The following is a 12,461-nucleotide window of genomic DNA, read 5'->3' as shown; positions in this document are numbered from 1 at the left end:
CGTGATGTTCAACGCCATGCTCGAACCCTGGCCACGATTGCGGAATGGAACCCGATCACCACACTGGCCAACACAAGCCGGTCCCTGTTCGCCAACCCTGTTTCGGCCACACTCCCCCAGGCCGGCTCAGCACTCGGCGTTCTCCACCGCCCTCGGGCCCGCCGAGCGCATCGCCCGGTTCATGGCGCCCTTTGGTCAACCGTTACCGCCAGACCACCAGTCGCTGACCAGCTTCGATTTTCACGGTATGACACCATCCTCGTCATCGGGCGCGGGGGCGAGGTGGGCCGACCACTTGTCCTCGATCCGGCCGAACCTCCATACGGCCAGGGCGGCGAGCCAGGTCACGGCGAACAGGCCGACCACGAGGAAGCCGACGTAGTTGAGGTCGAGGCCGGCGATTGCGGCGAGCGGGCCCGAGGTGATGGCCAGCCGGTCGGCGAGGATGGACGCCAGCTCGATGGTGCCGATGATCAGGGCGACGGCGACCGACAGCGCGGTGATGGTGATGTTGTAGAAGATCTTGCGGATGGGTTTGGCGAAGGCCCAGCCGTAGGCGAAGTTCATGAAGCAGCCGTCGGCGGTGTCGAACAGGCTCATCCCGGCGGCGAACAGGATCGGCAGCACCAGGATCGCGTACCAGGGCAGGGCGAACGCCGCCGCGCCGGCGGCGAGGACGAGCAGCCCGACCTCGGTGGCGGTGTCGAAACCGAGGCCGAACAGCACTCCGACGGGGTAGATGTGCCACGGTTTGCGGACCGCTTTCGTCGCTCCCTTCAGCATTCGGTTCATGAAGCCGCGGTTGCCGAGCTGACGCTCGAGCTGTGCTTCGTCGAACGTGCCTCCGCGCATTTCGCGGAACACCTTGATGATCCCGACCAGCACGACCAGGTTGAGGATCGCGATGAGGTAGAGGAACACCCCCGACACCGTGGTGCCGATCAGGCCGGTGGCCCGGTGCAGCGAGGAGGTGTCGTCCTCGACCGGCCCGGCCAACGCGCGCACGCCCAGCGACAGCAGCAGGCAAAGACCGAAGACAATGGTGGAGTGGCCGAGGGAGAACCAGAACCCGACCGACAGCGGGCGTTCGCCCTCGGCCATCAGCTTGCGGGTGGTGTTGTCGATCGCCGCGATGTGGTCGGCGTCGAAAGCGTGACGCATGCCGAGGGTGAACGCGGTGACGCCGAGCCCGACCCCGAACACCCCGGTCGTGCCCAGAACGTAGTGCTGGGGGACGACCAGGAAACCCAACGCGCCCCAGCCGATGATGTTGAGCAGCAGGATGAATCCGGCCATCCCGGCGACCGACGCCCATTCGGCACGGCTGAGCGATCGCCGTAGACGGGTGATCCGGCCGGGAGTGCTGACGACCTGCATGGGGCGACCTCGCGATGGGGGCTCACACGTCGGCGCATCCCGGCGAGATGAGTGAAGGTAAAGCTATGGACAGGTGAAAGGCGATAGACAGAGCAGCCAGGCAATCCCGAACTCCGGCGCTGGCCTTCGACGCAGCTCGACGCGCACGACCAGGACCGGCCTCGAAATTCCTGAATGGACAAAGGGATTTCTGTCGCATCGTCAACAATCCGCATCGACGCCGGCCCGGTCGAGGAGATCGCCGGATTGCCCCGGGGAAGCCGCTGCCGGTCTCCCCGGGACAGCGAAGTCGCGCCAGCGGTCACTACCGGGCGTAGTAGTGATGATCGCCGGCGCGGCTCCGACTACCGGCACTCCGGCTGGTTGGCCTCCGAAGTGCTGTGAGGGATTCGTTGCCCCATCGGTGCCGGAGTGGTCGGGCAGGCCATTAATTTCGGTGGAGTGGTTCATTTCCCGCTTTCGAGTGCCCCGGCGAGTCAGGTCGCCTCCAAGTCCACGCCAGCCGTGGTACCGGGTGCCGGCTGCGTGGGGCGAGGAGGCCGGGCCGCAGGCTCGTCTTCGAGCAGGAAGCGGCTCATCGCCACACGGGGGTCAGCCTTCCGGAGGGCGCGGAGATCCTGCAGCGGTTTGCGAAGCTGCTCGAACTCAGGACCCAGCTCGGTGCCGAGCTGGTCGCGAGCCGAACCGACGACGGCACGGGCCTTGCGCAAGGTGCCGGTCAGCCACGTCATCGCGCCCGGGAGCCGCTCGGGCCCGATGATGAACAGACCCGCGACGAGCAGAACGAGCAGGTGCTCCGCACTCAGTCCGAACACGGCCCGTACCCCACCTCAGCCTTGCCGGTTCGCTCCGGGCAGTAGACCCGACCGGTGGATGCCCGGCTAGCGATGACCGTGTCCGTGGTGGTGGCCGAGCGGCTTGGTCAGGTGGTGCTCGGTGACGTACCCGCCGCGGATGGTGATAGTGGCTTCCGGGGTGTGGCCATCCCGCCAGAGGGTGTACTGGCCTTCGGTCAGCGACGGGTAGACCGCGCTGTACACGACGCCGTCCTGGATGCGCCGGGGGTGGACCTGGTTGTGGGTGCGCGGTGCGCCCGGATCATGACCCGGGCTGATCTCGATCTCGGCTTCGTCGTCGGCCGCACTGGTGTAGAGCACCAGTGCTCCGATGTCGCCGCCGATGTCGAGGATCACCGCGGACTGCGCGGCGTGCGGTGATTGTTCGGTCATGACTCCCGTTCCTCTGCAGCGTCGGATACCTCGCCGAACTGCGGGCGCCCGCCGTTGGCAGGCACCCGCAGCGCAGCGATGCTGTCATCAGGGCTTGGTTTCGTAACCGGAGTGCGGCGTTCCGAGGTAGGGGAACGACGGCAGGTAGTGCACGGTGTTGTCGGCGGTCACATCGGTGTTGGACGACGTGAGCCCGGGGGTGATCGCGCCGGCCGCCGCGTCGGGCGTGTAGGTCTTGTCGACCAGCGGGTAGATGGCCCCGGCGATCGCGCGCAGTTCGATGGTGGTGACGTCGTCGAACACCCGGCGCCCATTGGGGTAGCCCGCCGCGTCGCCTCCGATCAGGCCCAGGTTCGACGGATTCTGAGTCGTGGGCGGGATGGCCAGGTTCAGGCGCAGCATGTCGGCCTGGGTCGCGCCGGTGTAGTTCTGGAACCCGGGAATCAGCCCGGCCGGGATTCCGGTCAGCAGCACGGCCTCGAGGTCGGCTCGCGGCGCACCGGACTTGTTCAGCTTGTCCAGATTCGGGAACACCCCCGGGTAGAGGACCGGGAGCAGCGTCGCCAGCTCAGGGTGGGCGATCCGGTCGGCGAACTGCTTGTCGTCGTGCGGCTGCTGGGAGTTGAAGAGGTCCTTCCTGCCCAGGGGGATCAGGACCTCGTTGACCAGCGGGTTGCCGAGCCGCGAGATCTGCTCGAACGGGCCGACGTTCAGCACCTCACCGGGCAACGGCGTGTTGTAGAGGCGGGTCTTCTGGCGGCTCGCGGTGGCCCACACTCCGATGGTCGACTGCGGGTTCGCCGGATCCGAGCAGTGTTCCGACAGGTGCGTCTTCGGTACCTGCAGCACGATGGAGTGAATGTTCTTCGCGGCGGTCGAGTTCACGCCGGGGGCGGCGGGCATCTTGTTGAGCACGTTGAGGTTCTGGAAGGGCCGCAGGTCGCCGAGGTCGAAGATCGCTCCGAGGTCGACGTAGAAGCCTTCGGCCCGCTGCCCGGCGAACACCTGGCCGCCGAGTTCGGTGCTGGTGACCGCCGCCGCGGCGAGTGCGGGGTAGTCCGGAGTCGACGCGGGCCCGATGTTGCAGGGTGGGCAGGCGGCGTTCTTCACCCCGCCGCGGACGCGGGTGCCGTGGCGATCGACCTTGGTCATCGAATAGAACTGACGGCGATTCCAATTCGGGCTGTCGAGCGAGGTGATGGGCCCGGTGTTGTAGAGGAACGTCTTCTCGTTGCGGATCTCGGTGCGGAACCGGAACTGGTAGGAGATGTCGGCCGTGGCCGTGCCCGAGTTGCTGACGTGGATCTCGTAGAGCACGTCGTCGCCGAACTCGAAGAAGTTCGGCCCGCCATCGGGGTCTTCCAGCGGGATGAAGTTGGCGATCAGGGTGACGGTATCCGGTTTGTCCGGGGACACGAACGCGTAGACATCAGTATTGTCGGCCGCGGCGTCGTTGACGATGCCGGGAGCTTCTTTATGGGACGACAAGGCAGCACACCTCACGCAGAATCAAGCACGGGAACGACGATGAAGGCGCAGTCGGTAGTCCTTGATGGACAGTGGGACTGCGCGGCAGCAGCAGCGGTCAGGAACCCAGAGTGGCGGCGTGCGCCAGAGCCGAGGCCAGGGCGGGATCGTGCACGCGCAACTGCCGTTCGCCGATGAAGAGATCGACCGCGCCGGTGCGCGCGTCGGCCAGATGCGCGACGACCGGGCCCGAGTGCGGCGCGGGAGTCGCCGTGGCCGTGGCCGTGGCCGGTGCCGCGTCCGCAGTGCTCGTGAACGAGTTCACGGCCAGCCCGGACGCAATGCCGAGTGCGCCCAGTCCGGCCACTCGCTGCAATGCACCACGCCGCGACAGACCGGGCGTGGCTAAATCTTCTCCGGCCGGCGGAGGTATGGGAGAGCTCTGTCGTCGTCCGGAATGACTGTGTGCGTTCATCGAGCTTGCCGCCCCTTCACGTGGAAGCTTGACTTCGACGAAACTGATCGCACGCCCACAATCAGCACGGTGTGTCACCGTGTGCCCGACCGCTACTCGCACGGTATGCCGCCAGTCGGCGACATCACAGGTCTCACGAAGGTAGCACTCCCTCCTCGGTCACCGCAGCAGGACGAACCTCTTATTTGCCTCGAACAAGGCATTCACCTCGATTTTCAGGCATGCGGTCGCGCAGAAAGCATTTATATCCAAAGAAGCCCACCACTGGCCGGTGCTCGCACCGAGATGTGCGCTGTCGACCGATGGGCCCGGCGCCCTGGCCGAGCCGGTGATCCGGAACCCGCTCGCGGGGCGGGGGGCGGTCAGGGCAGTTCGGCGGGCTGGGTCCGGGACGCCTGGCCGAGGTAGTCCTGGAGCCGGGCGTGGCGGAATTCGTAGACGGCGCCCGCCTGGCGCAGCACCCCGCGGTGGTAGGCGTCGTCCAGGAAAGCCGTCACGGCCCAGGGCAGCCGGCCGGTCAGCGGCAGCCAGACCCGCGTCAGCAGCAACCACTGGCCCCAGGCGGTGAAGGCCAGGACGTAGGAAAGGCCGCCACCGAGTGCGCTCACGGCGCCGATGAGCAGTCCGGTGGACAACGGCCACCGAAGGGGTCCAAAGGGGGCCTGCAGCAGTTCGACGACGGCTCGCCCGCCGAAGGCGATGCCGAGGGCGATCGTGGGGACGAGCATGAGCAGCTGCCGGAGCGTGGTCCGGCGGTTCGCGGCCAGCAGACCGAGCGGCGTGGCGGCCGAGCCGACGTCCAGCGGGGTCTCCAGGGTGGCCGCGAGGCACGACACGAAGCCGGCCACGAGGCCGAAGATGAGACCGAAGAACATCGTGTTGACCAGCGTCTTCTCGATCACGGCGGTGCTGTCGGCGGGAAAGCCGAACAACAGCCCGCGCAGGAGAGTGCTCACCGGCCCGTAGCCGAGCCCGACCACGAATCCGCCCAGCAGGCAGGTGCCGAACCGGGCGGCGTAGGCGCGCGCGAGCCGCCGTCCGGTGCGGTTGCGGTGGCCCCGCAGCCGCAGCTGCACGCGGGAGGGCTGGAACACCAGACCGCCGCGCACGGCCAAGAGCCCGTACGCCAGCCCGAAGGCCAGCCCGGCGGTCGGCCCGATCAGGAGTCCGTCCAGCACGCCCTCGCGGATCGCGACCGCGAGGCCGGAGCCGATCAGGTCCGCCGGGACGAAAACCAGCCAGCTGGCCAGGACCACGGCCAGCGTGGCCGCCGAGGTGACCGCGAGGACGCGGGACGAACGGGGCAGTGAGCGGCCCAGCTGCCACCACGCCAGGTCCCGGCCCCCGCTGCGGTCGACGTGCCGGGCGAGGTGGCCCAGCCACCGCGCGGCGCGCTCCGGGTCCCAGCCCGGCCGCAGGAGCGGGCGGGCACCGGCGCCCAGGTGCGGCGGGCGCCGCCGGTAGACGGCGGGCACGAACGCGGCCAGCAGATGGTGTTCCAGCGCCCCCGGGACCGGAAACCGGGCAGTGTCCAGCAACGCGGCCGGATCCCGGCCGGGTCCGTCGCTGTAGGCGGTCCGGGCGAGGGCCACCATCAGCGGCGTCGTGAGCGCTGCGGCCAGGTTCACCGCGGCCAGGCTCTCCGGCCGGTCACGCAATTCGGTCAGCACGGGCTCCCACACCGTGCCGGTGCCGGCCGCCCCGCGCGTCCGGCGGGTGGTGCGCGGCAGGTAGTCGGCCAGGTCTCCCGGGGTGAGGTCGACGAGCTGGATCCCGGCCGCCGCGCTCGGCACATCGGTCGCGGCGACCGCGCTCGCGTATTCCTCGACCCGGCTGGTCAGCAGGAATGGCAGCGCGGTGGCGCCCAGAGCCTCCATCGCGGCGGCGCGCAGGCCGGCGGCGATCTCGTCGAACCCGTCCAGAACCGGCAGGATGTACCCGCCTTCGACCAGCGTCGCCGCCAGCGTCGGACGGCCCGGCTGGCTTTCGGCCAGGTCGGGACAATCGGGGTAGTCGTGCGGCAGCCGCTCGATCAGCCAGTCCCGCAGCGTGGCGGAGGCCGGATCCCACGAGCCGAGGCCGACGACCATCGGCACCGGGTCGGCGCCGGTGCGGACCTGCAGGTAGTCCAGCACGAACCGCAGTGTCAGGATCGTCTTCCCGGAGCCGGCGCGACCCAGCACCACCAGCCGTCCCGACGGGATCCGCCGGTAGACGGCCACCAGTTCGTCCGGGTCACCGGCCAGGTCCACCGGAGCCGCGGTGCCCCCGGGCCGGACGCGGCAGACGTTGTCCCAGCCGTCGGTCAGCTCCGCCGGAGCCGGTTGCCACCGCACGGGCAGGGGAAAGGGGTCGTGGAGCCGGCGTTGTTCCTCTTCCCGCCGCCAGCGCGAGCCGATCAGGTGCGCCAGCCGGCCTGCGGCGTCAGCCAGGGCCCGCGACACCGGCGAATCCGCCACGGGCGGAGCCGGTGCGGCGGGCGGACCGGCCGGGTCGTCGGCGTCGGCGGGGTCCGGGGGCGCGCCGAACTCGGCCAGCAGCCGACGCCGTTCGGCGGCCGTCGTGCCCAGGGCGTCGGCGATGAGCTTCACCGTGCCCATTCGCGGGTCGATGGGCTTGCCGTTCTCGAGCCGCCGGATGGTGCTCACGCTGACTTCGGAGCGCTCGGCCAGCTGCTCCTGCGTCAGCCTCGCCTGACGGCGCATCGCCCGCAGGAGAACGCCCGCCCGACTGGACACCGCGATGCCCCCCACTCCGAGTGCGGATCTCGTCACCGGAAGCCTACCGCGGTCACCGGTCAGCTCTGACCGGTTGCTGCTCTGTCGCGCTGAGCTGCGCCGACACCATCCTGAGGGAGCACCGCACCTCGGCGGCCGATCCCGCCGGGGAAGCGGATCGATGTCCGAAGACTCCCCGGCCGGGTGGGTGGGGGTCCATCCGGCCGGGGTCCCGGCATCGGCCGCGCGTCCACGACCGGTGGAAGGACCATCCGGGCCTTCCCGGTCACCGAAAGGAGGGGGGTGATCCACGGCCTCGCGCGTCCGGCTACAGCTCGTGGACCGACGACGGCCGCTACGCCTCGATGGTGACCGACGCCTTCGAGGGAACGAACCTCCGGCCCTCGCCCGCCGACGTGGTCGATTCCGCGCTCTGCGGCAGCCGGTGACCCACCGGCAACCACCCGAAGGAGATCAGCGACATGCGCAACCGAACGACCACCCGCGTGCTCACCGCCGCGCTGGCGATCACCCTGGCCCTCACCGGCACCGCCGGTGCGGCCGCCGCCCGGACCGCGCCCGCGAAGCGCGTCTTCAACTCCCTGCAGATCATCTTCGAGCCGGACCGGCCCGACGATTTCTGCACGATCGGAGCGGTCGGCACCGATCGGTACGTCCGGACCATCGCCATTTCGGCGGGGCACTGCCTGACCGATCCCACCGGGCGGTACGGCGATCGCGACATCCCGGAGAACGTCCAGCCGGTCTACGACCGCGCCGACCCCGCTTTCGGCCCCATCGGGTACGTCCGGTACTTCAAGGACCGGAAAGGCTCGATGACCGGCGACCCGGTCAAGGACTACATGATCATCGAGCTGGTCCCGTCGGTGACCCCGTCCGCCCGAGGACCGTACTTGACCGAGACCGGGGAACTGGAGGTTCCGGGCGGACAGCCCAGCCCCAACGCGCTGAACCCGCCGCTGGACGGCGAACGCCTGCTCGCAACGGCCCTGAACGACACCAACGAGCTGGTGGTGTCGGGCCAGCTCGGCGTCTCCTACGGCCGCGTCACCGCCAACCGATCCGGCATCTACCAGTCCTGGGCCCAGCACAAGCGCGGCGACTCGGGCGGACCGGCGATCTGGCACGAGCCCGGGACGGCCTATCCCACCCCGGGCAACGGCCTGACGGCGGCGGGCCCGTGGGCGGGCATCACCAAGGCCATCGTCCTGGGTGTCCCGCCCTACGTCTACACCAGCTCCGCGAACATCCTCGCCGACCTCCGCGCCCGCGACGCCGTCAGTCCCGGGGTCTACGGCGCGGGCTTCCACGTGACCGCCAACCCGTGACCACGCCACCGAGAAAGCGAGCCGTGAAACGCATGAGAATCTTCTCCTCCACCCTGAACATCCGGATCCGGCTGGCCGCCGCCGCGACCGGCCTGGCGGCGGCGAGCCTGCTCACCGGACCCACCGCCCACGCCGAAACCGGCTCCCCGCCCGCCCTGACCGACGGCTACGGCCTGACCCAGGTGGGCCGGGCCGAAGGCAGCCCCACCAACTTCGTCGTCACCGTGACGACGCCGGAAGTCTCCGGGCCGCACCACATCCGGATCGTCGTCCCGGGCAGCTACTACACCGATCCCGGCCGCCGCTTCCCGGTGTTCTACTTCCTGCCCGGGGTCGGGGACGACCCGGGCCGGCCGGGACTGGCCTACCCGGCGCTGCTGGCCGCCCGGCAGATGATCACGGTGATCCCGGACGGCGGCCTGCGCGGCTGGTACACCGACTGGGCCCGCCAGGACACCGCCGCCGGCGCCCAGAAGTGGGAGACCTTCCACCTCGGTCAGGTGGTGCCGTTCATCGACGCGAACTTCCGCACCGTCACGGCCCGGACGGGACGAGCCGTCGGCGGGCTGTCCATGGGCGGCTTCGGCGCGCTGAACTACGCCGAGAACCACCCTGAGCTGTTCAGCCAGGCCGTGTCGCTCTCCGGCGCCCTCGACCTCGGCCTCTACTGGGTTCGCACGGCGATCCGCGGCACCCTGTCCAACTCGGGTTTCGCCCTGTCGGGCACCTCCGGTTCCGGCGACACCCCAGGGGGCAGCACTTTCGGCCCCGCTGTCCCCACCGACTCCGTCTTCGGCTCCCTCGACGAGGCCGGTGACCTGTCCGCAGTCCTCGCGCACAGCCCGGTCGCAAAGGCCGACCGACTCGCCGGCGTCGGCATCTCGCTCTACACCGGCGCCGGAGACGGCAACCTCCTGAACCTCCTGCGGGACGAGCCCGCGTTCGCCGAGGCCGTCACCGAAGCCGCCCAGCGCGGCATGAAAGCAGCTCTCGACCGGCTCGGGCACCCCGCCTACGCGGTCGACTACGGCAACGGCCAGGGCTGGGGACCGAACTGCCAGGGCAAGCACGCCTCCGGGTGCTGGGCCCAGGACCTGGTGGACTACGTGCCGCGCCTGGAGCGGTCCTTCGCCGGTGCCGCCTGACCCACGGGAAAACAACCGGGCCCGCCACGGGCGGCCCGCGAACGAGAAAAGGAGAGGGAAATGAGGAAACGGCGGACACCGGCTCTGCTGGCCGGGCTCACGCTGACCGCGGGGCTGCTGTCGGCGGGAGCGACCACCGCGCAGGCGGCTGCCTCCTGCGACGGCACCTACACCATCGTCGTCGGCGGGACGGGCAGCCGCTGGTGGAACGACGGCTTCACCGGCAACATCCAGCAGCACGTCGGCTACCCGAGCGACATCCCCGACGGGGCAAGCGCCCGCGCGGGCGTCGACGAGCTCAACCGGCTGGTCCGCGATCAGCGCGGCGCCTGCCCGGACCAGCACGTCAAGGCGATCGGGTACTCGCTGGGCGCCGCGGTGGTGCACACCTGGGTCACCGAGAACTGGCCGACCTTCGGCAACGTCAACGCCGTGCTCGTCGCGGACCCCAAGCGCAAGGCCCCGCCGGGCGCCGACGGGGGCAGCGTGCCCTTCGGCGGGATAGTCGGTCCTCCGCTGGCCGGCGCCGACCGGTTTTTCGGGAACGTGCCGGTCAAGTCGATCTGCCACTGGGACTACGTCTGCGACGAGTCCGCGGGCATCTGGACCTACCCGCACAACCACCAGGTCGACTATCCCGAAGACTTCAACGCCGACCACCACGACGACTTCGCGGACGAACAGTGGTACAACGGCGCCCGGTACCCCTGGTAGGACGAGCACGCTCCAGCCCCGCGGGCAGCTTCCTCGCGGGGAACCGCCCCCGGGTGGCCGACCGGCTCCCGGGGGCGGGCTTTTCCCTGGCCCTCACGGCATTTCGGATCGAAGGGGGGCGTGGTGGCGGATTCGGTTTTCGCCTCCGTCACCGGTGGTGCCGGTTTCAGCGGAGCTGCTTGTCCAGCCACTGCGGGTCGCCGAGGACGTCGATGGTGGTGCCGCCGTTGCGGACCGTCGGTGTTCCCTTGTACCAGTCCAGGGTCTTCACCCGGTCGAACTGGGCGGTGGTCAGGTTCCGGTACGCGCCGGTGGTGACGTCACGGGCGAACCGATCGCCACGGATGCCCAGCCGCCGGCCGAGATCGATGAGCTGGTCGTCGGTCCACCCGGATTTTCCCTCCACGGGCTGCGAGCCGAAGAGGCTGGTGCGGTAGTCGGCGAACATCCCGGCTTCGGCGGCCGCGATCGCGGCGTTGGCGGCGCGGGTGGAGTACCCGGCCGGCGCGGAGTTGGCGTCGAGCATGTTCACGATGTGGTAGCGGACTTGCAGTGCGCCTACGGTGATCGCGGTGTCGATCTGCGCGCCGTACTGCTTCTCGAACCGGCCGCACACCGGGCAGAGGAAGTCTTCGTAGACGTCGAGCTTGGTGGTGGCCTCGTCCGGGCCCGCGACGATGGTGCCGTCCGCGGAGACCGTGGCGGAGTAGTGCCCGCCGGCCCGCTGCACCGCGATCGCGTCCACCTGGTGCTGGTCGGCCCGGCTGTTCTTCAGGGTGAGGACCACGATGGCGGCGGCGGCCACCAGCACCACGCCGATACCGATCACCAGAGGGCGGCGACGCCGGCCGGGGTTGGCCGCGGCGATCGGACGCGCGCCCCCGATGACTCCGTTGCCCCCGCCCGCGCGGCGCGGCGGAAGGTTTTGGCCAGTTTCTTTCTGCTCGGTGTCCATGGGATCAGCCTCCTGGAAAAGAATCGGATACACCTGCGAAACGGTGGACACGGGTGTTGTCGAACCACATCCCGGCGATAGGACAACAAGCGCGGACGGGGTCCGGTGGACGGGACCCGAACCGGATCGGCGCGGGCATCGGCCCGCGCGGTCCGGGGGTGGTCCGGGAGTGTTCCGGGGGTACGGTACCCGGCCCCCGATCCGGGCCGGGCGCCGACTCCCGGTCCGGTCCCACGGCCGCCGTTCGAGCACCGCGATTCGAATATTCCTTGGCAGGCAGGGAATTCCGTCCGGATTTGCTGTCAAGTTGCCAACGTCGCCCCGGGAGTGGTTGAAGACTCAAGAGCCGTTGGGGGCGCTCTACGACGCGCACCGCGGGGGCCGCCCCGCACCCGGGCGCCCGGCCGGCGACATCGGCGCAGGTGACGGTCTCGAAATGCACGAAAAAACGGCGGAAAAATCGATCTTCGAGGCTGGTTTCGGTTATCACTCGTTGGAGTGGTTAGGTTTTCCGGCCGCGGATCTGGCTGGACTTTTCCCGGACGGTTCCGGTACACCTGTGGCGCACTCACCGGAGTGCTTGGGAGACATGAGTTCTCCCGTGTCCGTTTCGCTCGCATCCGGTTTCCCGGTTAGTTCATGATCGGCCTGGTTGCGTGGTACGGCGAACGGATATTTCGATGACAGACAGGTGAAAGGTAAGTCAATGAAGGCTATTTCTGTGCAGGCTCTGGACGCGGTGGCCGGCGAGGTGCTGCCCGAGCGCACCGTGCTCGGCACGCTGCCGCTCAGCGTCGGCAGCGACGCCTCCTCGGCGGCGGCAGCGGCGTCGGGCGGCAACAGCCTGATCGCCCCGAACCACGGTTCCACCGTGCTTTCGGCCTGCTCGACCGACCACAAGGTCCCCAACGGTGGCCTGCTGGAGCTCGTGGGTCTGCACACCGACAACGCCAGCGACATCCAGACCTGCACCCCGTCTGCGGTCACCAGCTTCTGATAGCGCTGCGCTCAACGCCCAGCATGGGATGAACAA

Annotated in this window: 11 protein-coding genes; 4 read left to right on the top strand and 7 right to left on the bottom strand. The window is 69.4% G+C overall.

The window, feature by feature from the left end; translation table 11 throughout:
* Window positions 1-240 precede the first annotated feature (240 nt).
* The 6 genes from NYF13_RS14055 to NYF13_RS14030 all read right to left on the bottom strand — a co-directional run bounded on the left by NYF13_RS14055 (window position 241) and on the right by NYF13_RS14030 (window position 7,286).
* Window positions 241-1,296: a HoxN/HupN/NixA family nickel/cobalt transporter gene (locus NYF13_RS14055; RefSeq protein WP_315657336.1), complete on the bottom strand. Its 1,056-nt coding sequence runs from the start codon at window positions 1,294-1,296 to the stop codon at window positions 241-243.
* Between the two features lie 557 nt (window positions 1,297-1,853).
* On the bottom strand, window positions 1,854-2,192 hold the full coding sequence (locus NYF13_RS14050) for a Sec-independent protein translocase TatB (protein ID WP_315656819.1): 339 nt from the start codon (window positions 2,190-2,192) through the stop codon (window positions 1,854-1,856).
* Between the two features lie 66 nt (window positions 2,193-2,258).
* The gene (locus NYF13_RS14045) at window positions 2,259-2,606 is read right to left on the bottom strand and encodes a hypothetical protein (protein WP_315656817.1); all 348 of its coding nucleotides are present in this window, start codon (window positions 2,604-2,606) and stop codon (window positions 2,259-2,261) included.
* Between the two features lie 87 nt (window positions 2,607-2,693).
* Window positions 2,694-4,094, bottom strand: coding sequence for a DUF4331 domain-containing protein (locus NYF13_RS14040; RefSeq protein WP_315656815.1), 1,401 nt, complete (start codon window positions 4,092-4,094; stop codon window positions 2,694-2,696).
* Between the two features lie 97 nt (window positions 4,095-4,191).
* Window positions 4,192-4,440: a hypothetical protein gene (locus NYF13_RS14035; RefSeq protein WP_315656814.1), complete on the bottom strand. Its 249-nt coding sequence runs from the start codon at window positions 4,438-4,440 to the stop codon at window positions 4,192-4,194.
* A 470-nt stretch (window positions 4,441-4,910) separates the two neighbouring features.
* Window positions 4,911-7,286, bottom strand: a complete 2,376-nt coding sequence (locus NYF13_RS14030) for a helix-turn-helix domain-containing protein (RefSeq protein ID WP_315656813.1) — start codon at window positions 7,284-7,286, stop codon at window positions 4,911-4,913.
* A 461-nt stretch (window positions 7,287-7,747) separates the two neighbouring features.
* Between NYF13_RS14030 and NYF13_RS14025 the strand changes: the two genes are divergently transcribed.
* The 3 genes from NYF13_RS14025 to NYF13_RS14015 are packed head-to-tail and all read left to right on the top strand — an operon-like array spanning window position 7,748 to window position 10,473.
* Window positions 7,748-8,614, top strand: coding sequence for a hypothetical protein (locus NYF13_RS14025; protein WP_315656812.1), 867 nt, complete (start codon window positions 7,748-7,750; stop codon window positions 8,612-8,614).
* Between the two features lie 32 nt (window positions 8,615-8,646).
* Window positions 8,647-9,759 carry an alpha/beta hydrolase-fold protein gene (locus NYF13_RS14020; protein WP_315657335.1) on the top strand — a complete coding sequence of 371 codons (1,113 nt, stop codon included), beginning with the start codon at window positions 8,647-8,649 and terminating at the stop codon, window positions 9,757-9,759.
* Window positions 9,760-9,819: 60 nt separating this feature from the next.
* Window positions 9,820-10,473: a cutinase family protein gene (locus NYF13_RS14015; protein WP_315656811.1), complete on the top strand. Its 654-nt coding sequence runs from the start codon at window positions 9,820-9,822 to the stop codon at window positions 10,471-10,473.
* A 166-nt stretch (window positions 10,474-10,639) separates the two neighbouring features.
* On the opposite strand, the gene NYF13_RS14010 is transcribed toward NYF13_RS14015, so the two are convergent.
* Window positions 10,640-11,428, bottom strand: coding sequence for a thioredoxin domain-containing protein (locus NYF13_RS14010; protein WP_315656810.1), 789 nt, complete (start codon window positions 11,426-11,428; stop codon window positions 10,640-10,642).
* A 706-nt stretch (window positions 11,429-12,134) separates the two neighbouring features.
* Between NYF13_RS14010 and NYF13_RS14005 the strand changes: the two genes are divergently transcribed.
* Complete coding sequence (locus tag NYF13_RS14005) at window positions 12,135-12,425, top strand: hypothetical protein (RefSeq protein ID WP_315656809.1); 291 nt, start codon at window positions 12,135-12,137, stop codon at window positions 12,423-12,425.
* Window positions 12,426-12,461: the final 36 nt, after the last annotated feature.

It is taken from the genome of Amycolatopsis sp. PS_44_ISF1 (assembly GCF_032335455.1).
In the GTDB taxonomy this organism is placed as follows: Bacteria; Actinomycetota; Actinomycetes; order Mycobacteriales; family Pseudonocardiaceae; genus Amycolatopsis.
Note: the sequence above shows the minus strand (reverse complement) of the source record. Positions and strands in the feature narration are given on the sequence as shown.

Coding starts and splice junctions, on each gene's coding strand:
- NYF13_RS14055 (WP_315657336.1), bottom strand. CDS start 1,296: ATGGCCGGATTCATCCTGCTGCTCAACATCATCGGCTGGGGCGCGTTG.
- NYF13_RS14045 (WP_315656817.1), bottom strand. CDS start 2,606: ATGACCGAACAATCACCGCACGCCGCGCAGTCCGCGGTGATCCTCGAC.
- NYF13_RS14025 (WP_315656812.1), top strand. CDS start 7,748: ATGCGCAACCGAACGACCACCCGCGTGCTCACCGCCGCGCTGGCGATC.
- NYF13_RS14020 (WP_315657335.1), top strand. CDS start 8,647: ATGAGAATCTTCTCCTCCACCCTGAACATCCGGATCCGGCTGGCCGCC.
- NYF13_RS14015 (WP_315656811.1), top strand. CDS start 9,820: ATGAGGAAACGGCGGACACCGGCTCTGCTGGCCGGGCTCACGCTGACC.
- NYF13_RS14010 (WP_315656810.1), bottom strand. CDS start 11,428: ATGGACACCGAGCAGAAAGAAACTGGCCAAAACCTTCCGCCGCGCCGC.
- NYF13_RS14005 (WP_315656809.1), top strand. CDS start 12,135: ATGAAGGCTATTTCTGTGCAGGCTCTGGACGCGGTGGCCGGCGAGGTG.